Origin of the sequence: Saccharothrix luteola, assembly GCF_020859565.1 — a bacterium.
In the GTDB taxonomy this organism is placed as follows: domain Bacteria; phylum Actinomycetota; class Actinomycetes; order Mycobacteriales; family Pseudonocardiaceae; genus Actinosynnema; species Actinosynnema luteola.
Genome location: NZ_JAJHUO010000012.1, coordinates 176,014 through 201,018, shown reverse-complemented (window position 1 = coordinate 201,018; position 25,005 = coordinate 176,014). Strand labels below are relative to the sequence as shown.

General features: G+C 73.6%; 29 protein-coding genes. 18 read left to right on the top strand and 11 right to left on the bottom strand.

The features are described 5' to 3' along the window. Window positions 1–58: 58 nt before the first annotated feature. On the bottom strand, window positions 59–193 hold the full coding sequence (locus LNK82_RS46835) for a hypothetical protein (RefSeq protein ID WP_268996629.1): 135 nt from the start codon (window positions 191–193) through the stop codon (window positions 59–61). Between the two features lie 92 nt (window positions 194–285). Between LNK82_RS46835 and LNK82_RS18660 the strand changes: the two genes are divergently transcribed. Then, entirely contained in the window at window positions 286–591 is a 306-nt protein-coding gene (locus LNK82_RS18660; RefSeq protein WP_230568278.1) for a hypothetical protein, read from the top strand. Here the strand turns inward: LNK82_RS18660 and LNK82_RS18655 are convergent. Beyond that, window positions 588–1,349, bottom strand: a complete 762-nt coding sequence (locus LNK82_RS18655) for an AfsR/SARP family transcriptional regulator (RefSeq protein ID WP_230568277.1) — start codon at window positions 1,347–1,349, stop codon at window positions 588–590. The two genes, LNK82_RS18660 and LNK82_RS18655, sit on opposite strands and share 4 nt — an antisense overlap. Before the next feature lie 357 nt (window positions 1,350–1,706). Between LNK82_RS18655 and LNK82_RS18650 the strand changes: the two genes are divergently transcribed. The 7 genes from LNK82_RS18650 to LNK82_RS18620 all read left to right on the top strand — a co-directional run bounded on the left by LNK82_RS18650 (window position 1,707) and on the right by LNK82_RS18620 (window position 11,304). Then, a complete protein-coding gene (locus tag LNK82_RS18650; RefSeq protein WP_230568276.1) occupies window positions 1,707–1,883 on the top strand; it encodes a thiazolylpeptide-type bacteriocin in 177 nt (58 codons plus the stop codon). 63 nt (window positions 1,884–1,946) lie between these two features. Next, window positions 1,947–4,361: a lantibiotic dehydratase gene (locus LNK82_RS18645; protein ID WP_230568275.1), complete on the top strand. Its 2,415-nt coding sequence runs from the start codon at window positions 1,947–1,949 to the stop codon at window positions 4,359–4,361. Next, a complete protein-coding gene (locus tag LNK82_RS18640; protein ID WP_230568274.1) occupies window positions 4,358–5,434 on the top strand; it encodes a lantibiotic dehydratase C-terminal domain-containing protein in 1,077 nt (358 codons plus the stop codon). Before LNK82_RS18645 ends, LNK82_RS18640 begins: the two co-directional genes overlap by 4 nt. Further along, complete coding sequence (locus LNK82_RS18635) at window positions 5,431–7,011, top strand: hypothetical protein (RefSeq protein WP_230568273.1); 1,581 nt, start codon at window positions 5,431–5,433, stop codon at window positions 7,009–7,011. Before LNK82_RS18640 ends, LNK82_RS18635 begins: the two co-directional genes overlap by 4 nt. Beyond that, the gene (locus LNK82_RS18630; RefSeq protein ID WP_230568272.1) at window positions 7,008–8,678 is read left to right on the top strand and encodes a TOMM precursor leader peptide-binding protein; all 1,671 of its coding nucleotides are present in this window, start codon (window positions 7,008–7,010) and stop codon (window positions 8,676–8,678) included. The genes LNK82_RS18635 and LNK82_RS18630 overlap by 4 nt, the downstream gene beginning before the upstream one ends. Beyond that, window positions 8,675–9,769, top strand: coding sequence for a nitroreductase family protein (locus tag LNK82_RS18625; protein ID WP_230568271.1), 1,095 nt, complete (start codon window positions 8,675–8,677; stop codon window positions 9,767–9,769). The genes LNK82_RS18630 and LNK82_RS18625 overlap by 4 nt, the downstream gene beginning before the upstream one ends. Then, window positions 9,769–11,304: a thiopeptide-type bacteriocin biosynthesis protein gene (locus LNK82_RS18620; RefSeq protein ID WP_230568270.1), complete on the top strand. Its 1,536-nt coding sequence runs from the start codon at window positions 9,769–9,771 to the stop codon at window positions 11,302–11,304. The genes LNK82_RS18625 and LNK82_RS18620 overlap by 1 nt, the downstream gene beginning before the upstream one ends. Here the strand turns inward: LNK82_RS18620 and LNK82_RS18615 are convergent. Then, window positions 11,274–12,293, bottom strand: a complete 1,020-nt coding sequence (locus LNK82_RS18615) for an ATP-grasp domain-containing protein (RefSeq protein ID WP_230568269.1) — start codon at window positions 12,291–12,293, stop codon at window positions 11,274–11,276. The genes LNK82_RS18620 and LNK82_RS18615 overlap by 31 nt on opposite strands. A 192-nt stretch (window positions 12,294–12,485) precedes the next feature. On the opposite strand from LNK82_RS18615, the gene LNK82_RS18610 reads away from it, so the two are divergent. The 8 genes from LNK82_RS18610 (at window position 12,486) to LNK82_RS18575 (ending at window position 17,321) form a co-directional block, all read left to right on the top strand. Then, on the top strand, window positions 12,486–13,004 hold the full coding sequence (locus tag LNK82_RS18610) for a hypothetical protein (RefSeq protein WP_230568268.1): 519 nt from the start codon (window positions 12,486–12,488) through the stop codon (window positions 13,002–13,004). Between the two features lie 95 nt (window positions 13,005–13,099). Continuing rightward, on the top strand, window positions 13,100–13,531 hold the full coding sequence (locus LNK82_RS18605) for an SRPBCC domain-containing protein (protein WP_230568267.1): 432 nt from the start codon (window positions 13,100–13,102) through the stop codon (window positions 13,529–13,531). Between the two features lie 5 nt (window positions 13,532–13,536). Continuing rightward, window positions 13,537–13,878, top strand: coding sequence for a metalloregulator ArsR/SmtB family transcription factor (locus LNK82_RS18600; RefSeq protein ID WP_230568266.1), 342 nt, complete (start codon window positions 13,537–13,539; stop codon window positions 13,876–13,878). A 79-nt stretch (window positions 13,879–13,957) separates the two neighbouring features. Beyond that, window positions 13,958–14,665 carry a DUF899 domain-containing protein gene (locus LNK82_RS18595; RefSeq protein ID WP_230568340.1) on the top strand — a complete coding sequence of 236 codons (708 nt, stop codon included), beginning with the start codon at window positions 13,958–13,960 and terminating at the stop codon, window positions 14,663–14,665. Window positions 14,666–14,832: 167 nt separating this feature from the next. After that, window positions 14,833–15,678: a hypothetical protein gene (locus tag LNK82_RS18590; protein ID WP_230568265.1), complete on the top strand. Its 846-nt coding sequence runs from the start codon at window positions 14,833–14,835 to the stop codon at window positions 15,676–15,678. A gap of 100 nt (window positions 15,679–15,778) precedes the next feature. Next, window positions 15,779–16,225, top strand: coding sequence for an FAS1-like dehydratase domain-containing protein (locus LNK82_RS18585; protein ID WP_230568264.1), 447 nt, complete (start codon window positions 15,779–15,781; stop codon window positions 16,223–16,225). Continuing rightward, entirely contained in the window at window positions 16,222–16,623 is a 402-nt protein-coding gene (locus LNK82_RS18580; RefSeq protein ID WP_230568263.1) for a MaoC/PaaZ C-terminal domain-containing protein, read from the top strand. Before LNK82_RS18585 ends, LNK82_RS18580 begins: the two co-directional genes overlap by 4 nt. After that, complete coding sequence (locus LNK82_RS18575) at window positions 16,620–17,321, top strand: SDR family oxidoreductase (protein WP_230568262.1); 702 nt, start codon at window positions 16,620–16,622, stop codon at window positions 17,319–17,321. Before LNK82_RS18580 ends, LNK82_RS18575 begins: the two co-directional genes overlap by 4 nt. 50 nt (window positions 17,322–17,371) lie before the next feature. Here the strand turns inward: LNK82_RS18575 and LNK82_RS18570 are convergent, their stop codons facing one another. Further along, window positions 17,372–18,019, bottom strand: coding sequence for a response regulator (locus LNK82_RS18570; RefSeq protein ID WP_230568261.1), 648 nt, complete (start codon window positions 18,017–18,019; stop codon window positions 17,372–17,374). Next, a complete protein-coding gene (locus LNK82_RS18565) occupies window positions 18,016–19,128 on the bottom strand; it encodes a sensor histidine kinase (RefSeq protein ID WP_308257236.1) in 1,113 nt (370 codons plus the stop codon). Before LNK82_RS18565 ends, LNK82_RS18570 begins: the two co-directional genes overlap by 4 nt. On the opposite strand from LNK82_RS18565, the gene LNK82_RS18560 reads away from it, so the two are divergent. Both LNK82_RS18560 and LNK82_RS18555 read left to right on the top strand, forming a co-directional pair. Continuing rightward, window positions 19,103–19,696 carry a hypothetical protein gene (locus LNK82_RS18560; RefSeq protein ID WP_230568260.1) on the top strand — a complete coding sequence of 198 codons (594 nt, stop codon included), beginning with the start codon at window positions 19,103–19,105 and terminating at the stop codon, window positions 19,694–19,696. The two genes, LNK82_RS18565 and LNK82_RS18560, sit on opposite strands and share 26 nt — an antisense overlap. 30 nt (window positions 19,697–19,726) lie before the next feature. After that, a complete protein-coding gene (locus LNK82_RS18555; RefSeq protein ID WP_230568259.1) occupies window positions 19,727–19,936 on the top strand; it encodes a hypothetical protein in 210 nt (69 codons plus the stop codon). Between the two features lie 76 nt (window positions 19,937–20,012). Here the strand turns inward: LNK82_RS18555 and LNK82_RS18550 are convergent, their stop codons facing one another. The 6 genes from LNK82_RS18550 to LNK82_RS18525 are packed head-to-tail and all read right to left on the bottom strand — an operon-like array spanning window position 20,013 to window position 24,992. After that, window positions 20,013–20,813 carry an ABC transporter permease gene (locus LNK82_RS18550; protein WP_230568258.1) on the bottom strand — a complete coding sequence of 267 codons (801 nt, stop codon included), beginning with the start codon at window positions 20,811–20,813 and terminating at the stop codon, window positions 20,013–20,015. Next, the gene (locus tag LNK82_RS18545) at window positions 20,810–21,763 is read right to left on the bottom strand and encodes an ATP-binding cassette domain-containing protein (protein WP_230568257.1); all 954 of its coding nucleotides are present in this window, start codon (window positions 21,761–21,763) and stop codon (window positions 20,810–20,812) included. Before LNK82_RS18545 ends, LNK82_RS18550 begins: the two co-directional genes overlap by 4 nt. Next, window positions 21,760–22,374, bottom strand: coding sequence for a hypothetical protein (locus LNK82_RS18540; RefSeq protein WP_230568256.1), 615 nt, complete (start codon window positions 22,372–22,374; stop codon window positions 21,760–21,762). Before LNK82_RS18540 ends, LNK82_RS18545 begins: the two co-directional genes overlap by 4 nt. Before the next feature lie 9 nt (window positions 22,375–22,383). After that, a complete protein-coding gene (gene fabI, locus LNK82_RS18535; RefSeq protein ID WP_230568255.1) occupies window positions 22,384–23,208 on the bottom strand; it encodes an enoyl-ACP reductase FabI in 825 nt (274 codons plus the stop codon). Between the two features lie 3 nt (window positions 23,209–23,211). After that, on the bottom strand, window positions 23,212–24,192 hold the full coding sequence (locus tag LNK82_RS18530; protein WP_230568254.1) for a TauD/TfdA family dioxygenase: 981 nt from the start codon (window positions 24,190–24,192) through the stop codon (window positions 23,212–23,214). Between the two features lie 11 nt (window positions 24,193–24,203). Beyond that, window positions 24,204–24,992, bottom strand: coding sequence for a thioesterase II family protein (locus tag LNK82_RS18525; protein WP_230568253.1), 789 nt, complete (start codon window positions 24,990–24,992; stop codon window positions 24,204–24,206). Window positions 24,993–25,005: the final 13 nt, after the last annotated feature.

Genomic DNA, 25,005 nt, shown 5'->3' with positions numbered 1-25,005 from the left:
GGGTTTTTTGGCGGGCCCCGGGCGGGGGCGCGGTTCTGGGAGCGCTCCCAGAACGGCGCTACGTTCGAGCGGTGATCTCCGACGGCGCCCGCCGCACCACCTCTTCCTGGCCGGAGCTGCCCGAGGTGACGCGCGACGTCCTGCTGGAGGTGTTGATCCACGGGCCGCTGTCGCGGGCCGAGCTCGGTCGCACGGCCTGCCGCCCCACTTCAGCCACACCCTGGTGGACGCCAACGGACCCCAGGGTGTGGCTGCGGCCGGCGCGGTTGCATCTCCAGCTACCTCATGTCGCACGTCGTGCTGCGGCGGCTGACCGGCCACCCGAGCTACGACGAGGCCCTCGACCGGGTCCGCGCCGGCGACCCGCGGAAGGTGCTGCTCACCGGCGACGGCCTGCCGCCGTACGAGGTGCCGTCCCCGCTGGTGCACGACGGGATCGCGGACACCTACGAGGACGACCCGGACCTGGTCGGGCTGGACGTGCGGCCGTTCGACTTCACCGAGTGGGCCCGGTCCGGCGCCGCGCTCGCGATCGAGGAGACGATCACCGGCGCCATCGCCGGGCGGCCCGGGAACACCCGGCGGCGCTAGGCGTTGCTCAGCAACCCCTCGAACACCGCACGCGCCTCACGGCCGGGCCGGATGCCCAGGTCCGCGTCGAGCACCCGGCACAGCCGGCGGTAGGTGTCGATCGCGCCCACGCGGTCGCCCAGGTGGGCCAACGCGCGCATCAGCAGCACCTGCAACGACTCCCGGGTCGGGTGGGCGGACGCGTGGGGCGCCAGGACGTCGACCGCCTCCTCCCACGCGCCGAGCGCGACCTTGGCGGTCGCCAGGTGTTCCACGGCGGCGATCCGGCGTTCCCGCCACAACGCCGTCACCGCCGTGGCCGGACCGGAGGGCACCAGCCCGACCAGGCCGTCGACCGGCCACCCCGACAGCGCGGCGGTCAGCGAGGCGGCGGCGCCGTGCGGATCACCCCGCCGAAGGCAGTCCACGCCGCAGCGGAGCAGCCCGCCCGCGCTCAGCACGTCCACCGCCTCGGGCGGCACGTCGAGCCGGTAGCCGTGGCCGACGTGGACGAGCAGGCGCGAGAAGCCCGCGTTCGCCGCGTCCAGGCAGCGGCGCAGCCGTGAGGCGTACAGCTGGAGGTTCTTGAGCGCGCTGCGCGGCGGCTCCCGTTCCCACAAGTAGTCCATCAGGCGTTCGGTGGACACGGCCGAACCCGCGTCCAACGCCAAGGCGGCCAACAACGTCCGCGACTTCACCCCTCCGGGCACGACCCCGGTCTTCTCGGGCCCGCTCACGGCGGGCCCGGCTAACAGCCTGATGTCGATCTCCTGCTGCACACGCGACGTCGAACAGGTCGACACCCCGGATCTCCCCACGTCCAACCCCCATCAGTCACCGCACACGGTAGGTCGTGGCGGCGGGTGCGCGGCGGGGAGCCACCCGGCGGAATCCATCGGCCACCGCAGCGCATACCGGACGTATACCGGCAGGTGAAAGCGTGCGGTCCGGCGCCCGCACCGCGGAGAGGCACCCGATGACCCCGCCGGAACCCGATTCGGAGTACCGCAACGCCACGCGCGCGGTGCTCCGGTCGCCGCGACGGGGCGGGGGACCATTCCCGGGCGGGTCGACCGGCACCACCGACGCGGCGCGCCGACCGGCGCCACCGCACCTACCCAGAAAGGACGTGACCGATGGACCTGACCTTCGACGACTCGGAACTCGACCTCGGCGACCTGGCCGTGACCGCGATGCGCGACGCCGTCGCGCTGCCGGAGACCGGCGCCTCGGCGGCGGCGTGCTCGTGCAGCAGCACCTCGTGCTGCTGCTGTCAGCAGCCGCACCTGCCGACGGTGCCGACGCACAGCTGAGTCGAGCCGCAGCCGGGGGCGTCCGCACGCGGGCGCTCCCGGCCGCACCACGGGGAGCACCGGATGGCCAGTGACCGCACCACCACCGAACTCGCGCCGTACGCGTTGGTCCGGGTGGCCGCGCTGCCGCACCCCCGGCCGGCCGGGTCGGACTTCCGGGCGGGCCTGGACGCGGTCGTCGCGGCCGAGGCCCGGATCGCCGCGCTGGCGCCGGACCTCGCCGACGCGCTGCACGACAGCGCCGACGGCCACTCCCCCGCGTTCCACCGCTCGGTCGTCCTGCCGTTGCGCCGCGACGTGCACAACGGCCGCGTCCCGCGCCCGGCGGAGTTGGGCACGTTGCCGGCACGCGTGCCGCTGTTGGCGCAATGGTTGGCGGCCCACGGAGAACTGGCACGGGCGGTGGACGCGGCGCTGGCGGCGTGGCCGCGCGAGCTGGCCGCGTCACGCGAGTGGCTCGCGGAGGTGTGCGCGACCGACGCGCTGCGCCGCGCGAGCGTGCTGACCGGTGCGGACCTGTTGCACGGCCTGGACCGCACCGCGCGGGGCCGGGGCGAGCCCGACCGCAAGGCGCGCAAGGCCGAGCCGACCGTGCTGCGGTACGCGTTGCGGGCGACGTCGAAGACCAGTCCCCTGTCCTGGTACACGCACGTCGGCTGGGGCGTCTGGGGCGAGGGGCCGTGGCCGGCGGCGGAACCGGTGTCGCACCCGGCCGTGCACCGCCTGCTCGTGACGAGGTTGGTCGACGCGCTGGGACCGAGGCTGCCGCACCGGCTCGCGCCTGCCGTGCGGGAACGCGGCGGACGGCTGCTGTTCCGCCGGGATGTCCCCGTCGACGGTGTCGGACGCGCGGCGGTGGTCAGCGAGGAGGAAGTGGACGTCGCGGCGACCCGGCCCTTGCGGTTCGTGGTCGAGGTCGTGCGGGAGGCCGGCCCGGACGGGTTGTCGTTGGACCGGATCGCGACGGCCTTGGCGGCGAAGCTGGCCGGGCCGGACGCGGACCGCAGGGCGAGCGCGTTCGTGGCCAAGACCCTGGACCTCGGGCTGCTGGTGCCGGTCTCCCCGATCCACCCGCAGGACCCGGACGCGGTGGGCTCGCTGGCCTCCTGGCTGGCGCCGGCCGACGGCGACACCGCCCGCCGGCTGACCGCGCTGGCCACGACCACCGCCGCGTTCGCCGCCGCCGGAGCGCCGGACCGCGCGGCCGTGCTCGCGGACCTCTCGGCCGGCTGGCGCGAGCTCGGTGACCGGGTCGGCGCGGACCTGACCGGCGTGACGCCGGTGGTCGAGGACGTGGTGCTGCCCGAACCGGTGCCCGTGCCGCCGGGCGCCGCGCCCGCGTTGACCCGCCTGACCCCGCTGCTGGTGGCGTTCGACCAGCACGTGCTGCTGCGCCGGCTGATCCGCGGCAGGTTCGTGGAGCGGTTCGGCGAGGGCGGTGTCGCGACCCTCGCCGACTGCTCGGGGCCGCTGTCGCAGGCGTGGCAGGAGTCCATGGACATCGGCTCCTCGGCCGACCCGGACGTGCGCGCCGTCGTCGAGACCCGCGACAAGCTGGCCGGGCAGGTGCACGACGGCGTGGTCACCGACGACGTGCTGGCCTCGGCCGCCGACCTGCTGCCCGCGTGGGCGACCCGGCGCACGGGCTCGTACGGCTTCTTCGCCCAGCCGACCCACGACGGCCGGCTCGTGGTCAACCGCGTCTACGCCGGGTTCGGCAAGTTCACCAGCCGCTTCCTCGACCTGCTGCCGGGCGCGCGCGACGCGGTGACGCGCCAGGTGCGCCGCCACACCACCAACCCCGTGCAGTTCCGGCCGGTGCAGGGCTTCAACGCCAACCTGCACCCGTTGCTCGGCGCGCGCGAGGTCGGCGAGGACGCCCGGTGGGCGGACCTGGCGGCGGACGAGCTGGACGTGCGGCACGACCCCGTGACCGACGAGGTGCGGCTGACGCACCGCGGTGTTCCGCTCGACGTGCTGTACCTGGGTTTCCTGATCCCGCTGGCGCTGCCGGACCGGCAGGTGGCGCTGTACTCCGACCTCGCCTGCGGGTGGGTCGACCTCGACGGGCTGCGCTCCACCACGACCGACGGCGGGGTGACCGCCCGGGGTCGCCTGACCTACGGGGACGTCGTGCTGGCGCGCCGTTCCTGGGACTTCGCCGTGCCGCCGCCGATCGGCGCGGAGGAACGGGCGGCGCTCGACGTGGCCCGGTTGCGGGCCAGGCACGGGCTGCCGGAGCACGTCTTCGTGGGACCGGACCGGGGCCCGGTCTCGGCCGACGCCTACCGGCACGCGCTCACGGCGGGCAAACCGCAGTACGCCGACCTGGGCGACCCGCTGCACCTGCGCTGCCTGCCGCGCCTGCTGGCGCGGTTCCCGGACGGCGTGCGGCTGGCCGAGGCGCTGCCCGTGCCCGGCGCCGGTGGCGGCCGGGTGGTCGAACTGATCGCGGAAACGTACTGGAGGGCCTCGTGATCGACGTCGTCTGCTACTACCACGACCCGGTGAAGGCGCCGTTGCTCCGCGATGCCGTCCTGCCCGCGCTCGCCGAGGCGGAGCGCTCCGGCGCGACCGGGCACGTGGAGCGGCACTGGTTGCACGGGCCGCACGTGCGGGTGCGGCTGGACGGGCCGGACGAGGCCGCCGAGGCGGTCGCGTCACGGCTGCGCGCCCACCTCGCCACCTATCCGTCCACTGTGGACGTGGAGCACTCGGCGCTGCTCGCGCAGGCACGGCAGAACGGGATCGCCGAGCTCGTGCCGCCGCCGTACGAGCCGATCCACCCGGACAACACCGTGGTCGTCGAGCCGACGGACCTCACGGCCCTGCGGCGGCTGCTGGTCTCCGACGTGCTGGTCGACCTGCGCACCCGGTGCCTGCGGCTCGGCGTGCCGGCCATCCGGGAGGCCGTGGCGGTGGACGGCACGAGCCAGTCGCGCGTGCTGCTGGCCGTGGTGGCGATGACGGCGCACGCGAGCCGGTTCCCGGCGGGCCTGGTCAACGGCTACCACTCGTTCCTGTCGCACCTGGAGAGCTTCCTGCTGCACAGCGATCCCGACGGCGTGCTGCGCGGCCGGTTCGACGGCGTGTGGGAGCGCAACGCCGAGCAGCTGGTGGAGACCGTGCGCGGGGTGGCCGGTGGCACGGTCGCGACACCGTGGGTGGCGTGGACGGACGGCGCGCGTGCGTTGGTCGAGGAGGTGTTCGACCGCGGCGACCTGCCCACCGCGTACTCGGCGCACCTCGGCGAGCGCGCCTTGGAGATGGGCGAGGACGAGGCGATCCGGCGCTGGCACCGCGACCACACCGACCGGATCAGCGACTACCACGACCGGTTGCGGGAGGTCGACTTCGACCACCCCGACTACCAGCGGCCGGTGACCGTCTACCGCTTCGGGACCAACATGCTCTACCAACTGCTGGCCGTGTGCGACGTGACGCCCGTCGAGCGCTACCTGGCGGCGAGCCTGGTCGTGCGGGCGGTGCAGCGGATCACCGGGATCGACTGGTCCGAGCACGTGGCGCAGATGACGAAGGTGGCCCGATGAGCGGGAACTTGCTGCGGCTGCGGCCGATCGTGCACGCGACGCCGACCGAGACGGGCCTGCACGTGCGGGGGTGGCGGTCCAGCTTCTCCCTCGACGGCGGCAAGGGGTTGTGGACGATCTGGGAGCGCCTGGCCGGCCCGCTGGCCGACGGCGTGCCGCCGGGGGCGTTGGCGGTGCCGGAGAACGCGCCGCCGGCCGTGGCACGGGCGTTGGAGCTGCTCATCGGTCAGCTGCACGAGCACGACATGCTCGTGGAGGTGCCCGCCGACTGGGGTGGTGACGCGCCGCCCGAGGACATCGCGAGCTGGCTGGAGTCCGTCGCGCCGGCACCGGTCGAAGCGTGGCGACGGCTCCGGTCGGCGACGGTCGTGGTGACCGGTGAGGGTGCGTTGGCCGCTCACGCGCACCGGGCGCTGGTCGCCGCGGGGGTGGACGTGTCGCCCGTCCGGCCCGGCGCCGGTCTGCTCCTGGTCGCCGGCGGGCACGCCGTCGCCGCCGGGTGTGCCGCCGACGTCGGTTTCGTGGTCGCGCCGGGCGCCGTCGCGGACGTCGAGGCCGACGCGGCCGCGGTGGCGGCGCGGCTGGCCGGCGCGCCGGGGACGCCGCCGGAGGTGTTGGCCGCTCTGGTCGGGTCGGCCGCGGCGCACCGGATCGTGTGCGCGTTGGGCGGGCTGCCCGACCCGTCCACCGAGGTGGTCGACATGTGGAGCGACGTGCCGCCGACCGGGCCGCCGCACCAGGCCGTCCTGGTCGCGCGGGTCGACCCGCTGCACGCGGAGTACCACCCGTGGCTGTCCGCGGTCCGGCCGCGGGAGCCGACCGGTGCCCTGCTGGAGGTGCTGGGTGATCGGGAGCTGGGACCGGTGCCCACCCCGTTGCCGGGCGAGCTGCCGCAGTTGCCGGTGAAGCTGGCCGCGTCCGGCGAGGTGATCGGTTTCGGGACCACCGAGCACGCCGCCCGGCTGGATGCTCTGTTGCGCGCCGCACGTGCGCTCGCACCGGACGGTGTGGCGCTCGGCGCGGATCGGGTGCACGCGCTCGGTTTGGCCTTGCGCACGGCAGTGCGGTCCCTGGTCGGCACACCGGTCGCGGAGGAGGAGTGGGCCACCGACCCGACCGCCCGGCGTTGGTGGAAGGCCGTGACGCTCCGGTTCGCCCTGCCGGCCGAACTGGAGGTGACCAGGCTCGGCCCGCGCGTGGTGCGGGCGGTGGTGCGGGTGGGTGGGGAGGAGCTGTCCTGGGCGGTCGAGGCCGAGCCGGGGGACGCGGTCGCATTCGCCGCAATGGGCGCCGCCGGGCGGGCACAGGCCAGAGCCGTGACAACCGCCGAACCCGGACCAACCGCAGTCACCGAACCCGTCGTGCTCTGCGGCGCGGCGCCGTTCGCCGAGCCCGACGGGGCCGCGGCGCCGTGGACGAACCGCGACTGGCACTGGCCGTACGGGCTGCGCGATGGCGAGGAGGCGTTCCAGGAAGACTTGCGGGCGCTCGCGGCGGACGTCAAGCCGGTGCACCTCGGCCCCGTGCTGGAGGCGGCGGGCCTCGTGGGGTTCGCGGTGGCGGGGGGCGGACGGTGACCGTGCGTGTGGTGGAGTTGGCCGAGTACGCGATCGGTGACCTGGACGGCGTCGGCGCGGACGGTCCGGTGGTGCCGGTGCGGTTCGACGGCGCGTTGGTGCTGATCGGTCCGGTGTCGGACGGGGTGTGCGTGAGTTGCGCCGAGGACGCGCGACTGGCCACGCTCGGCGCGTCCGTGCCGCGTGGTGATCGGCGGATGCGGTTGGGCGGCTTGGCGTCCTCGGCGTTGCGGCCGTTGATCACCACCCTCGTCGAGCGCGTGCGGGCCGATCCGGACGCCCACCGCGACAAGGTGGTGGCGTTGCGGACCGATCTGGCGACCGTCGGCGAGCACCGGGTCCGGCCCCGGCCCGGTGGCTGCCCGACGTGCGGCCCGGTGCCCGACGATTCCCCGGAAACGGTGGTGCGCGAGCCGATCCCGGTGGTCCCGGGCACGTTGCGCGGGCCCAACCCGCTCACCGAGGGCGACGCGCTGCGGCGCGAGCTGTTCGACCTCAGGCACGGTCCGGTCGGCGGGATGCACCGCATCGGCGACCTGACCGTGGCGGCGGTCAGCGCCGAGCTGGGCGGCGGGCAGGCCGGGTTCGGCCGCACCGCCGACTACGCCGACGCCGAACGGGTCGCGCTGTACGAAGCGGTGGAACGGCACGCGGGCCTGCGGCCCCGGCGCGTCACCACGGTCCTGGAGGCGTCGTTCGCCGAGCTGGGCGACCGCGCGCTCGACCCGACGCGGCTCGGCCTGCCCGACCACGAGTCGCCGCACGTCGTGCCGTACCACCCGGACGAGCGGACCCGGTGGGTGCACGGCTGGTCGTACACCCGCGGGCGGCCGGTCGCGGTGCCCGAGCACGTGGCCTACTGGGGCCACGGCGACGGCACGCGATTCGTGGACGAGACGTCCAACGGGTGCGGCACCGGCAACAGCCTCACCGAAGCGGTGCTGTACGGGTTGTTCGAGGTCGCCGAACGGGACGCGTTCCTGATGGCCTGGTACCAGCGGACGCCGTTGCGGAGCCTGCGCGTGCGCGACGACGTCACCGCGCACATCGCGGACCGGCTGGAGCAGCTGGGCTACCGGCTGGAGCTCTACGACGCCACCAACGACCTGGGTGTGCCGTCGGTGCTGTCGCTTGCGCGCTCCCCCCGGCAGCCGCACGCGTTCTTCGCCGCCGGGGCCGGGCTCGACCCGGACGCCGCGATGCGGTCGGCGGCGGCCGAGGTGGCGATGGACGTCGAGGCGGGCGCGAAGCGCTACCGCGTCGAGCCCGGCGACTACGACGTGGACCGGCTGCGGGCCCTGCTGCGCGAACCGCGGCTGATCCGGAGCATGGACGACCACGTCAACGTCAACGGCCTGACCGAAGCCGCCGAGCGGTACGACTTCCTGGCACCCGGTCCGGAGGTGGAGCTGGAGGTGCCCGACGTGCCGCGGGACGACCTGGACGCCTTGCTGGAGCACTACGTGCGCAAGTGGGCGGCGTTGGACCTGGAGGTGATCGCGGTCGACCAGAGCGACCCGGTGGTGCGCGACCGGCTCGGCCTGCACTCGGCGAAGGTGATCGTGCCCGGCGCCGTGCCGATGACGTTCGGGGAGCTGAACCGGCGCACGCACGGCCTGCCGCGGCTGCGCCTGGCCGGCACCCCGCTACCCCACCCGTTCCCGTGAGCGCCGAGGCCCTGCTCGCCGCGTACACCCACGGTCCGGGGCGGGTGGTCGAGCCCGGGGCGTCGCCGCGCACGGCCGCCCCGGAGGGACCGCGCGTGCCGCTGACGGCGTTGCGGGGACGCTTCGGCGCGGCGTTGGGGCGGCTGCTGTCCGACGTGGCGACACCGCTGCGCTGGGAACCGTGGAACCAGTACAACGACCACCGGGCCTACCCGTCGGCACGGGCCGCGGCCACCGTCGACCTGGTGGTGGACGGGCGGTGGACGCTCGACCCGGTGCGGCGGGCGTTGGTCGGCGACGGCACGCCCGCGGTCGACGGGCCGGTGCGGGTCGAGCTGGTCCGCCGGCGCGACCGCCTCTCCCCCGGCTACCGCGACTTCGGCGACGTGCTCACGGAGTTGGAGGTGGGCCACGTCGCGGCGGCGTTGGTCGAGCACGCGGCACGGCTCGGCCTCGTGGCGCGCGTCTCGGGGCTGACGGTCACCGTGGCGTTCGACGGGGTGACGCCGGAGCCCGCTCCCGTGCCGCGGCGCAGTTCGGGGGTGGGTCCGCGCGGTATCGCGGCCGATCCCCGGCCGTTGCCCGAAAGCGCGCTGCGGGCGGTCGTGGCGGTGCTCAACGACCCGCCGGCCGGGTCGCCCGTGCGCGACGACCTGCGGCACCGGCTGGCCGTGCGCAACGTCGAGGGCGTCGCCGACGGCTGGTACGCCGTGGACGGCGGGCTGAGGCTGGTGTCGCCCGGACCGGCGGTGGCCGGGTTGCGGCCGGTGTTCGGGCACCCGCCCGGGACGATCCACGTCGCCTCGATGAACCTCGCGCTGGTGACGACCGGCGACCCGGCCGCCGCCGTCGCGTCCGGCGGTCCGGACGGCTACCGGGCCCTGCTGCGCGCGGCCGGCGCGATGGCGCAGCACGTGGGCACGGCCGCGGCGTCCGCCGGCGCGTTCTGCCGGCCCGCGCGCAGCACCGACGACGGCCCGTTGGAGGCCATGGTCGGCGCGCCCCCGTCGCACGTGCTGCTCTACCTGCTGCTGGCCGGGCGTTCGCGTGGCACGGGCTTCACCTACGACCTCACCCCACTGGAGACGTGATGACGTGGACCAGCCTGCACGTGCGGCTGTCGTGGTCGGTCGAGGACGTCGACGCGTTCATCGCCGGCGTCCTCGCGCCGGAGCTGGACGGGCACCGCGCGGCGGGACGGGTCGCCGACTGGTTCTACGTGCGGTACTGGGAGGCCGGGCCGCACCTGCGCGTCCGGGTGCGTGACGCGACCGTCGACCTGGCCGGTCGGTTGCGCTCGCTGGTCGCGGAGGCCGATCACCCGGTGCAGGCCTCGTCCCCCGGGTGGCTGCCGCACGGTGACGTGCGCGAGACGCCGTACGAGCCGGAGGTGGAGCGGTACGGCGGGCCGGAGGCGTTGCCCGTGGCCGAGGACGTGTTCTGCCGCAGCACCGAGGTGGCGGTCGCCGTGCTGCGGTCGTCGGGGGTGCGGTTCACCGCGGCGGTGGAGCTGGTGATGGCCACGACGATCGCGCTGCGGATGGACCGCCTGGAGGCGGCGGCGTGGCTGCGTTCCCTGGCGACGGGGTGGCGGCAGGCGCTCGAACCCGTCGCACCGCCCGGCCTGCGCTCCCACGTCGCCGCGCGGACGATGCACGAGGCGCGCGCCGCCCACCTCGCCGCCCGGTGGGACCGGCTCGAATCGGGCGCCACGGGTGTGGTGGCGTACTGGATGGACCAGGTGCGGGCGGCGGACCTGCCGCGTTACGCCTGGGCCTCGCAACTGCACATGCTGTGCAACCGCCTCGGCGTCGACCCGGAGGAGGAGCGCACCGCCTGCCGGCTGGTGGCGATGACGGCCGAGGCGCCGGACGGGCCCACCCCGTTCCACGAGGACGGTGCGACCGCGCCGGACCGGCGCTACCTGGCGGCCAGCAGGTTCCACTGGGGCGTGCCCGACCAGGGTGGGCGCCAGGACGAGGTCACGCCGCCGGCCACGCCCCCGTGGTGGCCGGACGTGCCGCTGCCCGAGGGCGCGCCGGTGGCCGGCGGCCTGGCCGACGCGCTGCTGACCCGGCACACCGCACGCGGCGCCGAGCTGTCCGGCACGCTCGACGCCGGGCAGCTGGCGACCCTGCTGTGGACCGCGCAAGGCGCTCTCCCGGACGGGCGCAGGCCGTACCCGAGCGCGGGCGCGCGGCACAGCGCCCGGCTGCGGGTGGTGGCGTGGCGGGTCGCCGGGCTCGCACCGGGCGTGTACGAGGTGGACGAGGTGCGGCGGACGCTGGTCCACGTCGCGTCCGCACCGCTGGTGGACGACGTGCGGGCGATCTCCATGTACTTCGGCGACGGGGAGACCAAGGTCGACCCGGCCACGATGCCCGCGATGCTGGCGCTCTACACGCGGGTCGGCGCGTTGCGCGAGGTGTACGGCCTGCGGACGCTGCGGCTGGCGTTCACGGAGGCGGGGCACCTGGCGCAGAACCTCGCGCTGGTCGCCGCGTCGTCCGGGCTGGCGCTGGGCGTGATCGGCGGTTTCTACGACGACATGGCGCACGACGTGCTGTGCCTGGACGGGGTGGACGACGCGTTGGTCTACCTGATGCCGCTGGCCGCCGTCGGCTGACCGGTGATCCGGCCGATCGCGGTGGTGAGGACGCGGAGCAGTTCGTGCGGCAGCGACCTGCCCGCCGCGGTGAAGAGGTCGGGGTAGAGCGCGGGACCGGTGTTGACGTCCACGACGATCGGTTCGCCTTCGTGGCGGATGACGTCCAGGCCGAGCAGCGGCAGGCCGAAGGCCCGGTGCGCCCGCAGCGCCAGTGCGGCGTGCGTGGCGGGCACTTCCCGGTGTTCGACGGCGCCGCCGCCGCGTCCCGCGTCGTAGACCTTCCAGGCGAAGTCGTTCCACCGCACGTGGCGTTCGGGGGTCTTCCGGAAGCCGTACACCACCTCGTGCTCCGCGACGGTGACGCCCAGCCAGTCCTCCGGGTCGTTGGGGTAGAAGCGCTCGAGCAGGTAGCTGCGGGCCGGTCCCGACGACGGCACGCCGCGGACCCGTCCCTCGGTGGTCTCGGAGTCGATGTAGCCGACGACGTCCCTGAGCGTGGTGAAGTTGTCGATGAACAGCACTCCCCAGCCGAAGCAGCCACGCCGCGGCTTGAGGACGGCGTGGCCCCACTCCTCGATCACGGGCGCCGCCGCGTCCAGGTTGCGCCGGCTGACCAGCACGTTGTCCGGGACGGGGACGCCGGCGCGGGCGAGCGTCAGGTACGACCAGTGCTTGTCGAACGCGACCGCGATCCGCTCGGGGTCGGGCACGACCGCCGTGTCGCGCTTCACCGTGAGCAACGCGTCGAGGTCGTAGGTGCCGGGCTTGCGCGCGAAGTCGGCGTACCAGAGGTACAGGTCCAGGTCGTTCAGGCACACGTCACCGCAGTGGACCCGGCCCCGGCGGATGTAGGAGTCCCGGAAGTCCAGCCCGTGCACGAACTCCACTCCGGGCAGTTCCGACAGCAGCCCCATCAGGGTCGCGTGGTCGTCGGGCGGGATGACTCCGCCGTTGCCGGGCCCGCCGTCGGCCGGGCGAGCAGGCAGGAACGTCCCCACCCGGACCATGGCGCCACCTCCGGCAGTGGGATGGCACGCCACCCGCCCGTCATGCGCACCCGGCCGCGATATCACCCGGAAGACTCGCGAACCGGCTCCTGCGCAGGGACATGCTCACACGTTCGGTACACGGTCGGTAACGCAAAGCGAACGGTGGCCGATGACCACCATGTCCGCCGCTGAGACATCGGGAGGTCCCGGATGAACGCGAGCAAGGCCACCGCAGCTGCCTGCCTGGCCGCCGCGGCGACGTTGACCGGCGTCGTGCCGACCGCGAACGCCGCCGTCGAGCAGGCCTGCCTGGTCAACGAAGTGGTGACCTTCAGCGAACCGGTGACCAACACGCCGAACACGGTCACCGTCACCGTCGAGGGCCAACTCTTCAACTGCGCCAACGGCTCCGCGGCCACCGGTTCCTACACCGAGGTCGCCACGCTGCCGGACTACACCTGCACCGCGCTGTTCTACCAGGGCGCCGGCACGCGGACCTTCACGTGGACCGACCCGGCCGTCGCGCCGAGCACGTTCTCCTACAACCGGACGTCCAGCCGGGTCGGCGCGAACATCGTCATCGTGCTGCTCGGCTCGATCAGCTCCGGCACGTTCGCCGCCCAACCCGCGAAGGCGCAGCTGACCGCGCTGAACCCCGACCCGATCAGCTGCGCCACCACCGGCGTCTCCCGGCTGTCCCTCGTCGGCGCCCTCACCGTGGGGCTCTGACCCGCATCACCCGATCGGGACCTCGGACCACGCGGACCCCCTCGTTGCGCTACGGTTGCAACCGTACGGTTGCTACTCACGAGAGGCGTCCCGCCATGGGTTTTCCCGATCACATCGAGCGGGTCGTGGAGATCGCTCAACCGCCGGCCAAGGTCTGGGCGGCGATCACCACGGCCGAGGGGCTGGGCACGTGGTTCGGCAACGAGGCGACGATCGACCTGCGCCCGGGCGGCACCGCGCGGGTGACCTGGTCCGACGGGCCGACGGTCGAGCTGCGCGTGGAACGGGTGGAGGAGCCGACCGTGTTCGCCTTCACGTGGCCGGTCTTCGGCATGCCCGCGGACGACCCGCGCCGCACGTACGTCGAGTTCACCTTGGAGGAGGTCGACTCCGGCACGCGGCTCAAGGTCGTGGAGCGCGGGTTCGCGCAACTGCCGGAGGACGGCTACGGCAAGGGGTACGAGGCGCACAACCAGGGTTGGACGAGCGAGCTGGGAGAGCTGGTCGACTACCTCGAACCCGCCTGACGCCGATGCCGCCCGACGTCGAAGCGGTCGCCGAACGGGTCTTCACCGCCCTGTCCGACCCGACCCGGCGCGCCATCCTGGCGGCACTGGCGGCGGGCGGCCCGGCCACGGCCACGGACCTGGCCGATCGCCTGCCCGTCACCCGGCAGGCGATCGCGAAGCACCTCGCCCTGCTCACCGACGCGGGCCTGGTGCTGGCGGAGCCCGGCGAACGGCGCCGGGTGCGGTTCCGCCTGCGCTCCGCGCCGATGCGGGTGGCACAGCAGTACCTCGCGGCGCTGGCACGCGACTGGGACGGACCGCTCAGCGCCCTGAAGGACCACCTCGACCGCGACCCCACCGGATGACCGCGGCCCTTCACGACCACCCACCTCCGCGGTGGGCTGCCGTGAACGTCAACCCGAGAGTGGAAGGTGGACAGCCATGATGAAAACCCCTCCGATCGTGTCCGCGGCGGCGTGGGAGGACGCTCGCCGGGAACTGCTGGTGAAGGAGAAGGAGCTGACCCGGGCTCGGGACGCGATGGCCGCGGCACGGCGGCGGATGCCGTGGTTCGAGGTGGAGAAGGAGTACGCGTTCGACACGCCGCGCGGCCGGCAGAGCCTGCTCGACCTGTTCGAGGGCCGGCGGCAGCTGATCGTCTACCGGGCGTTCTTCGAGCCCGGCGTGCACGGCTGGCCGGACCACGCGTGCCCCGGCTGCTCCCTCGTGACGGCCGACCAGATCGGTCACCTCTCCCACCTCAACGCCCGCGGCACCACCCTCGTGCTCGCCTCGCGCGCGCCCCAGGCCGACATCCGGCGGTTGAAGGAGCGGATGGACTGGCGGATGCCCTGGGTGACCATCCTCGACGAGTTCGACGTCGACTTCGGCGTCGACGAGTGGCACGGCACCAACGCGTTCATCCGCGAGGGAGACCGCGTGTTCCGCACCTACTTCATCAACGAACGCGGCGACGAGGCGTTGGGCAGCACGTTCAGCTACCTCGACATGACCGCGCTCGGCAGGCAGGAGGACTGGGAGGACTCGCCCGAGGGCTACCCCCAGACCCCGGCCGGCTCGTGGTGGAGGTGGCACGACGAGTACCCCGACGCGACCGCCGACCACGGGTCTCCGTCTCCGACGACGGGGTGAGAACCCGCGGGCGGCCGTGGCCGGCGCGATGGTCGCCGGAACACGGGGCGGCGCGGAACGGTCCGGTGCGCGTGGACCGGATCGTTCCGCGTGGCCCGGGCGGCAACCCGGGGCGCGGTGGGGCGTCTCGCACGGTGTAGCCGTCCCACTTCCCCTGTGAGGTCGCCATGTTCCGCCGCACCCTGATCGCGCTGTCGGTCGCGGTCACCGCCGCCGTGGTCGTCGTCGCGCCACCGGCGTCCGCCGCCATCCCGGGCGACGAACTGGTCCTGTCCTCCCCCGCCGGCCCTTCGTCGTACGTCAGCCGGATCAACTCCGCGTCCTGCCCGGCGGGCAAGCAGGTGATCGGAGCGTTCGCCTACGCGCGCGGGGCCAGACGTGACGTGCTGATCACCGCGTTGATCCCGTCGGCGACGTCGGTCGTCGCGCTCGCCCAGGAGGACCAGGACGGCACCGACGCCGAGTGGAGCCTCATCGTGGAGGCGATGTGCGCGCTGCCCGTGCCGGGCCACACCGTCGTCCAGTCCTCGTCGGACTCGACGTCGGCCAACAAGCAGGTGCGCGCCACGTGCCCGGCGGGCAAGAAGCTCCTCGCCTCCGGCTGGAACACGCAGGGCGCGGGCCAGGTGCACGTCAACCAGGTCGCGCAGGCGCCGGACCTGACGAGCGTCGCGGTGACCGGCATGGAGGACCCCGACGGGTACGGGGGCAACTGGCGGTTGACGACCTACGCGGTGTGCTCGGATCCGTTGCCCGGCCAGGGGTTGCGCACGGCGACGTCACCGGTGGACCAGGGTGACAAGTGGTTCGACGTGCGGTGCGACTCCGACCAGCGGCGGCTGTCGGCGGGCTGGTCGTTCATCGGCGCGGCCGGCGTGACGCCCGCCGGGCAGGTGCTGCCGACCATCTGGGCCACCGGGACCTCGTGGTACGAGCTCGACGTCTGGGAGGACGACGACGGTTTCGCGCACGCCTGGTACGCGATCGGTCGGGTCGTGTGCGTGGACCGGTGAGCACCGGCGGGAACACAGCGGAAATATAGATTTCGGTAAACCGTCGCGGTATTCGTGCGTGCCCTCGCGGTGCGGTGGCGCGCGCGGGTACGGTTCGCCGATGATTGATCCGGGGTTCGTCGGAAAACGGCTCGATCCCGTTGTGCTGCGGGTGCCGCGGGAGCGGGTGGTCGCATTCGCGCGGGCCATCGGCGAGGACGGCGCGGTGCACGTCGACATCGACGCGGCGCGGGCCGCCGGTCATCCCGACTTGGTGTTGCCGCCGACGATGTTGTTCGGCTTGGAACTCGAGGCGCGTGGCGAGGAGTTGTTGGTCGACATGGGCCTCGACCCGTTGCGCGCGTTGCACGCCGAGCAGTCGTTCACCTATCACCGGAACGCGCACGCCGGCGACGAGTTGCGGTTCGAGAGCGTGGTCGCCGACGTTTACCGGCGGATGGGTGGCCGGTTGGAGTTCATCGTGCAGGAGACGTCCGTGCACCGGGGTGGTGAACACCTGGTGGATTTGCGCCAGGTGCTCGTGATCGAGGATAGGGAGGCGGCGTGAACGCGCCCGCGGTCGGTGACCGGTTGCCCGTGACCGAGCTGCCCGCGATCACCCGGGAGGGGCTTCGGGAATTCGCAGTCGCGTCCGGCGACGACAATCCCGTGCACCTCGACGACGCCGCGGCGCGGCAGGGCGGGCTGGACGGCGTGGTGACGCACGGGATGCTCGTCATGGCGCACCTCGGCCGGCTGGTCACCTCGTGGCCGGCGGCGGGCGCGCTGCGGTCGTTCAAGGCCCGGTTCACCGCGCCGACCCCGGTCGGCGCGCGGGTGACGTGCAGCGGGAAGGTCGCGTCGGTCGACGTGGCGGCCGCGACGGCTCGCGTCCAGGTGACGGCGACCCGGGACGACGGCGTCGCCGTGGCGCGCGGCGAGGCGGTCGTGGAGCTGGCGCCATGACCCGGTCCGTGCTGGTCGTGGGCGCGAGCCGGGGTATCGGCGAGGCGGTTGCGCGGGAGTTCCGGCGCGCCGGCGACCGGGTGGCGGGCACGCACCGCGGGTCGGGCGTGCCGGTGGACGGGGTGTTCGGGGTGGAGCTGGACCTGGCCGACGCCGACCGGGTGGCCGACGCCGTCGCCGAGGTCACCGCGCACCAGGGCGCGCCGGAGGTGGTCGTGCTGAACGCGGGCGTGACCCGCGACGGGCTGGTCGCGCGGATGCCCGAGGAGCACTACCGGGAGATCATCGAGGTGACGCAGCTCGGCGCGTTCCGCGTGGTGCAGCGGGTGCTGCCCGCGATGGCGAAGGCGCGGGCGGGGTCGATCGTGCTGGTCTCGTCGGCGTCGGCCCGTGCCGGGTCACCCGGTCAGGCGAACTACGCGGCGGCCAAGGCGGCGTTGGAGGGGTTCGCGCGGTCGGTGGCGCTGGAGTACGGGCGACGTGGTGTGCGGGTCAACGTCGTCGCGCCGGGCCCGGTGGACACCGACATGGTCGCCGTGCTGACGGACGCGCAGCGGCAGGCGTTGATCGACCAGGTGCCGCTGGGCCGCCTGGCGCGGCCGGAGGAGATCGCCGAGGTGGTGCGCTGGGTCGCGGGCTCCACGTACGTGACCGGTGCGACGATCCCCGTCACGGGCGGCGGCGCGCTCGGCTGGTGAGGCCCACACAGGCCTGGCGGGGCCCGGTGAGGCCTGGTGCGATCCCCGCGTCACACCAGGTCGTTCTCCTGGGCGTAGATGGCCGCCTGCACGCGCGAGCGCAGCTCCAGCTTCGTCAGGATGCGGGAGACGTGGGTCTTCGCCGTCGCGCCGCTGATGAACAGCTCGTGCGCGATCTGGGCGTTCGACAGGCCGCGGCCGAGGCAGCGCAGGACGTCCAGCTCCCGCTCGGTCAGCTGGTCGAGCCGGCTGTCGACGACCGGCTGGGCCTTCACCGGCGCCTCGGCGTAAGCCTTGATCAGCTTGCGGGTGATCTCCGGGCCCAGCACGTTCTCGCCCGCCGCGACCAGCCGCACCGCCTCCACCAGCCGCGGTGCGTCCACCGACTTCAGCAGGAAGCCCGCGGCGCCCGCGCGCAGCGCCGCGAACACGTACTCGTCCAGGTCGAACGTCGTCAGCACGAGCACCTGGGCCACGCTGTCGCCGTGCAACGCCTTGGTCGCGGCGATGCCGTCCAGGCCGGGCATGCGGATGTCCATCAGCACCACGTCCGGCCGCAGCGCCCTCGCCTGGCTGATCGCCGTCGCCCCGTCACCGGCCTCGCCGACCACCTCGATGCCCTCGGCGTTGCCCAGGATCAGCACGAGGCCGGCGCGGATGGCCGCGTGGTCGTCCACGACCAGCACCCTGATGCTCACCGCTCCACCCCGGGCAGCGGCAGCACCGCGCGGACCTTCCACGCGCCGTCGGACGGCCCGGCGGTCAGCGAGCCGCCGACCGCCGCCGTGCGCTCCCGCATGTTCAGCAGCCCCGTGCCGAGCCCTCCGCCGCCACCGCCGTCCCGCAGCTCGTTGACCACTTCCAGCACCATCTCGGTGTCGGTGCGGCGCAGTTCCAGGACGACGCTCGTGCGCGGTGCGTGCTTCATGGCGTTGGTCAGCGCCTCCTGCGCGATCCGGTACGCGGTCAGGTCGACCGCGGCGGGCAACGGCTCGGTGTCGTCGTAGTCCACCCGGACGTCCAGCTTCATGCCGCCCGCCTGTGCCGACTCGATGAGCCGGGACAGCTGGGCCAGCCGCGCGGGCGCGGTCGGCTCGTCCGGGTCGGTGACGTCGGCGCGCAGCAGGTTGATCATGGCACGCATCTCGTCCAACGCGCTGACGCTGTTCTCGCGCACGGACTTGAGCACCACTCGCGTCATCGGGTCGTCGTCCTTCAACGACAGCGCCGCCTCGGCCTGGATGGCGATCGCGGAGAGGTGCCCGGCGATCACATCGTGCAGGTCACGGGCCATGTGCGCGCGTTCGGCGGCGACCGCGGCGGTCCGGTCCAGCTGGGCGATCTTGGCCAGCTGCCGGGCGTTCGCCCGCTCCACCTCGGCCATCCGCTGGTGCTGCCGGACGTTCGTCGCCCACCACACCGGGATCAGCAGGAACGGCAGCACGGCGAACGCGGCCAGCACCGTGGCGCGCCAGCCGGGCACCAGCAGCACGGTCGCGGTGATCGTGCTGATCGACGTCAGCACGGCGATCGGCACCATGTCGCGGCTGAGCCGGCGCGGGCCGTAGAGCGTGGCCGCGTAGAGCAGGTCGGCGTACACGACGAGCGTGGGCGTGCTGACGCCGATGACGCAGTCCACGAGCAGGAACGCCGTGCCGACCGCGAGGGCCGTGCCCGGCGCGATCCGGCGGAACGCCTCCACCACGCAGATGCCGCCGAACAACAGCACCCGCACCCACAGCGGAATGTGGTCGTCCAGGCGGAACAACGGGTACAGGCCGGTGACGAACAAGACCGAACCGACCACCAACGAGCTGATCACGATGAGCGCGTCGTGCTGCCACTCCGGCAACTTCCGGAGCCCGGAGACAGCGCGACTCAGTCCGGCCTGCACCGCGCGATCACAGCACACGCCACGGCGGCTCGCATCGGCCGAAGTGATGACCCGTGATCGCTCCGACCGCCGATGCCGCGGCAACGTCCGCTTCGCGATGATGTCATCACGGCAGGCGCACGGGCCGCCGACCACACCGGGAGGAGCGGATGTCACCATGAAAAGCGTGGCGGTAGCACTGGCGGTGGTGTCGGTTCTCGCGCTGAGCGGCTGCGAACCGTCCGCGAACCAGACTTCGCCGGACAACACCGACGAGGGTCGGAAGACCTTGCTGTGCCACGTGGCGAACGGATGGGTGTCCGCGGGTCCCGACGGCAAGAGCGAATCGGCCAAGACATTGGCTTCGGTTATCGACGACATCGCCGGGAACATGGACGAATCGTCGCAGACCGCCAAGGTGTTGGCCGCGGCCCGGCAGTTGTTGTCGGACAACGCCCAGGACATCTCCGAGGGCGCCGCGAAAATCAAGGAACTGTGCTGAGGGTGTGCCCGCGCCCGGCAAGGAGGACAAGTGGCTGAGGGCAAGGTGAACGACGGTCGGTGGGCCCCGTGGTGGGTGTACGTCGTCCTGATCGTCGGGTCCAACCTGATCAAGCAGTACTTCATCGGCGGCAAGGTGTCCGACGTGGCCAACGTCGCGATCACGGTGGCGATGGTCGGCGTGCTGATCGTCGTCATCACGGCGGTGTACCGGTCGATGTTCGCCGCCCGGCGGGGGTGAGGGCGCCCGGGACTCGGCGGCCCCCCCTGGTCGCCGCGCGGTCGGTGGGCCGGGCCCCCGCCCCACCTACCGCTGTTCACCGGGCCGCCACGCGGCGGTAGGCGCGCATGCTCAGCGGCACGAACACCGCCACGATCAGCAGCGACGACAGCCAGGCGTAGGCCAGCGCGTGGTCGTCGGGCCACGAGCCGGACACGACGTCCAGCCCCGGCACGGTGTTGCCGAACAGCCCGCGCACCGCGTTGATGACGGCGGTCAGCGGGTTCCACTCGGCGATCACCCGCAGCGGGCCCGGCATCGACTCCTCCGGCACGAAGCCGGACGACACGAACGTCAGCGGGGTCAGCCAGATCAGGCCGGCGCTCTGCGCGGCCTCCGGGCTCGGCGAGACCAGCCCGATGAGCGCCCCGATCCACGACATGGCGAACGCGAACACCAGCAGCACCAGGAACGCCAGCACCGCGTCGGTGAAGCTGCCCCGCACCCGCCAGCCGATGAGCAGGCCGCACAGGCACGTCACGAGCATCGCCACGACGCTCACCGCCAGGTCCGACAGCGTGCGGCCGACCATCACCGACACACCGGACATCGGCAGCGACCGCAGCCGGTCGATGAAGCCCTTGCGCAGGTCCGTCGACAGGCCGATGACGGTGAACGCGGAGTTGAACGCCAGCGTCTGCACCAGGATGCCCGCCAGCAGGTACTCGCGGTACGCCGCGCCGCCGAGCAGGCCGCCGAACACGAACCCGAACAGCAGCACGAACATCACCGGCTGCACCACCGCGGCGAACGCCCAGTCGACGCTGCGCCGCACGTGCAGCAGGTTGCGCCAGGCGATCATCCAGCCGTCGACGGCGACCTTGGCCACTGCGGTCACGAGTCCTCCCCGTCGTCGGCGCGGTCGGTGAGCATCAGGAACACGTCGTCCAGCTTGGGGCGGTGCAGCGACACGTCGAGCACCCGCACGTCCAGCGCGTCCAGCCGCTGCAACGCCTCCATCAACGTCTTCGGGCCCACGTGCACCAGCACGTGCGCCCGGCGCAGGTGCTCGTCCACCACGGGCTCGGCCGCGCCGACCTCGGCGAGCACGCGGGTCAGCTCGGGCAGGTCCGCGTGGTCGGCGACGACGATCTCCAGGCGTTCGCTGCCGACGCGGGCCTTCAGCTCGTCGGACGTGCCCCGCTCCACCACCCGGCCGCGGTCGATCACCACGATCGAGTCGGCCAGGTGGTCGGCCTCCTCCAGGTACTGGGTCGTGAGCAGCACGGACGCGCCGTCGTCCACGAGCCGCCGCACCATCTCCCACGTGTCGAGGCGGGACCGCGGGTCCAGGCCCGTGGTCGGTTCGTCCAGCACCACCACCGGCGGCCGGGCGACGAGCGCGCCCGCCAGGTCCAGCCGCCGTCGCATACCGCCCGAGTAGGTGCGCAGCAGCCGGGACGCGGCCTGCTCCAGCCGGAACAACGCCAGCAGCTCCCGGGCCCGCGCCCGCGCCGCGGCGGCCTTGTACCCGTACAGCCGACCGACCAGGTACAGGTTCTCGTACCCGGTCAGGCTCTCGTCCACGGCCGCGTACTGCCCGGACAGGCCAATGGACCGGCGCACGTCGGCCGATTGCGAGACCACGTCGTAGCCGGCCACGCGGACGTCGCCCGCGTCGGGCCGCAGCAACGTCGTCAACACCCGCACCATCGTGGTCTTGCCCGCGCCGTTGGGGCCCAACAAGCCCAGCACCGTCCCGGTGGGCACGGTCAGGTCCACGCCGTCGAGGGCGCGGTGCGCCTTGTAGGACTTGACGACGCCTCGCGCCTCGACGGCTGCGGTCACCGTTCCTCCTCCGTGTGGTCGTCCGCCCCGACCGGCGTCCTGGGCGGGAACAACGTCAAGCGCAGCGGCCAACCGACGAGCCAGATCGCGGTCACCGCGGCGAGCTGGATCTCGAAGTTCCACAACTCGACCGTGCTCGGCCCGCCGATCAGGAACATCACCAGCGTCAACGCCGACGAGATGCCCAGCGCGGCCAGGCAGCGCAGCCACATCGCCCACTCGTGCCGCTGCCGGGCACGCCCGCGGCGCGGCGGGCGGGCCGGCTTCGGGCCACCGGCGAAGCGGTGCGCGAACCACGCGTCCGCCCGCGCCACCAGGTACGGGCCGAACGCCACGCTGATGCCCAGGTAGGCCGCGGCCAGGCTGTGCGTCATGCCCGGCGTGCCGCCCGTGCGCAGGTCGACGGCGCACGCCACCACCAGCACCAGGTCGACCACCGGCACGCCCACCAGCAGCGCGCCGCCCAGCCGGGGCTTGCGCAGCGCGTACCGGGCGAGCAGGCCCGAGGCCAGCACCACCCAGAACGCGATCTCGCACGCCACGATCAGGTACAGCACGAACGGGTCCTGCCCCGCCGCCTGAGCCCGGACCTCCTGCGCCCACGACCCCATGTCCCGTGATCACGATCCCGCCGACGGCGGCAGTCCCACGACGGGGACACCGGGCCGGTCTCCGACCACGTGCGCGCCGCCGTCGACGTGGACGATCTCGCCGGTCGTCGCCGGGAACCAGTCCGACAGCAGGGCCACGCACGCGCGGGCGACGGGCGTGAACTCCTGGTCGTCCCAGCCGAGCGGGGACTTGCCGTGCCACCGCAGGCCTTCGCGGCGGGCGGCTTCGTCACCGCCCGGCCCGATCGCGACGGCCGCGGTGGTGCGCAGCGGACCGGCGGCGACGAGGTTGACGCGGATGCCGTCGCGGCCGAGGTAGGACGCCAGGTACCGGGCGCAGGACTCCAGCGCCGCCTTCGCCACGCCCATCCAGTCGTACTCGGCGTAGGCGTGCGAGGCGTCGAAGTCCAGGCCCACCACGGAACTGCCCCGTCCCAGCATCGGCCGCACGGCGCGCACGAGCGCCTGCAACGAGTAGGCGGAGACGTGCAACGCCGGCGCGACGTCGTCCCAGCGCGCGGTGAGGAAGTTGCCGCCGAGCGCTTCGGCCGGCGCGTACGCCACGGAGTGCAGCACGCCGTCCACGCGGTCCGCGTGCGCACTGATCCGGTCCGGCAGGGACGCGAGGTGGTCGGCGTCGGTGACGTCCAGCTCCACCACCGGCGCGGGCGACGGCAGGCGTTGCGCGAGCCGTTCCACCAGCCGCACCCGGCCGTAGGCGGTGAGGACGACGTTCGCGCCTTCCTCCTGCGCCAGGCGTGCCACGTGGTAGGCGATGGACGACGGCGTGAGCACGCCCGTCACGAGCAGGGTCTTGCCCTTGAGCAGGTCCACGGCTCAGCTCTCCAGCACGTAGCCGTCGCCGGGGCGGTGGCCCCGGGAGCGGCGGAGGTCGGCGAAGACGAACGTGCGCTGCAGCCAGCGGTCCGCGCCGTCGTAGCGCGGGGTGAACGCCGACCGGCCGTGCACGGTGACCCGGTTGTCCACGATCGCCAGGTCGCCCGCGGTCAGCCGCAGCGCGTTGAACGAGTTGTCGAACAGCTCGCCCAGCTCGGCCATCGCCGCGACCGCGCGCTCGGTGACGGGCCGGGTGGCCGCCTGGTCGACGCACAGGTCCGGGTCGTCCGGGTCGCCGTGCAGCACGGCGCGCGGCGGCACCTCGCCGGACGTCGCGCCGAACGAGGGCGGCGGCGCGGTGACGAACTCCGCCGACGACAGCGCCGAGCGGGCCTGCTCGCCCAGCTTCGGCAGCACCTGGCGCGAGCACACCAGCCGCAGCTCGGCGATCCGCTCGTGGTCCGGTCGCACGCACCCCAGCAGAACGAAGTCGGGGCGGTGCCGGTGGAACGCGTTCTCGGTGTGGAACGTCAGGTGCGCCGACCCGACGTTGCCCTGCACCTCCTCCTTGCCCGGCACCGGCACCACGTTCTGCACCAGCGCGCCCGACTTCTCCGCGCGGAACGCGCCGGGGTCGCCGAGGCCGTGCGCCACGAGCACGAGCACGGCGGCCGACACCGTCGCCTCGCGCACCACGGAGCCCTCGGCCTTCGGCGTCGGCGGCAGGTTGTCCTCGTCCACGGGCAGGTTGCGCAGCAGCAACGCGCCGCCGGTGCCCGAGTCGCGACGGAATTCCTTGAGCGCGTGCCGGAGGGTCGCGGGCGCGTCCTCCCACGCCCGGCGTGCGGCGGCCACCCACTCGGGGCTGTCGAGCCGCCCGCCGGCCACGTCCAGCAGGTCGCGGGCGATCCGGTCGAGCCACTCGTGCTCGGCGGCGTCCAGCGCGGCGGTGGTCAGCACGTCTTCGTTGGCCAACAACATTTCCCTCACCCTCAGTGAGTCGTCACCGGGCGGACCCGCCCGAGGTGCGCGGAGATCGCCCCGAGCAGGGCGGTCGGGTCGTGCCGGAAGTAGAAGTGGCCGCCGGCGAACGCGCGGTGCTCGCGCAGCCGGCCGGACGCGGCGAGGTCGCGCCACGCCTCGCCGCCGTCCGCGTCGACGTCCGGGTCGGCGTCGCCGCGGTAGACCACGAGCGGGGTGGCCAGGGGCGGTGTGCCCATGGGATCCGGCACGGCGGGCGCGTACCGCTCGATGAGCCGGTAGTCGGCGCGGATCATCGGCAGCAGCAGTTCGCGCAGGTCGGGGCTCTCCAGCGCGGCGGCGTCGGCGCCGGACACGCGGGTGAGCTCGGCGACGAGCGCGTCGTCGTCGCGGGTGTGCAGGTCGCCGCGCGCGCGGCGGTGCGGAGCGGTGAACCCGGAGGCCACGAGCAGGGCCGGCGGGTGGCCGCGCTCCTCGCACCGCCGGGTCACCTCGTACCCGATCGCCGCGCCCATGCTGTGCCCGAACAGCACGACCGGCCGGTCGAACAGCGGGGCGAGGACGTCGGCGAGCACGTCGGCCATCGCCGCCATGTCGTCGACCAGATCGTCGACGAGGCGTTCCTCCCGGCCGGGGTACTGCACGACGCGCACCTCGACCGACGCGGGCAGCCGCGCGCCCCAGTCGCGGTAGTAGCTCGCCGATCCGCCCGCGTGCGGCAGGCACACGAGGGTCGTCGTGGCCGACGGCCGGGGCGTGCGCGTGCGCAGCCAGCGGTCGGCGGTGGTCGTGGCCGCCATGCGCACCTCCTTG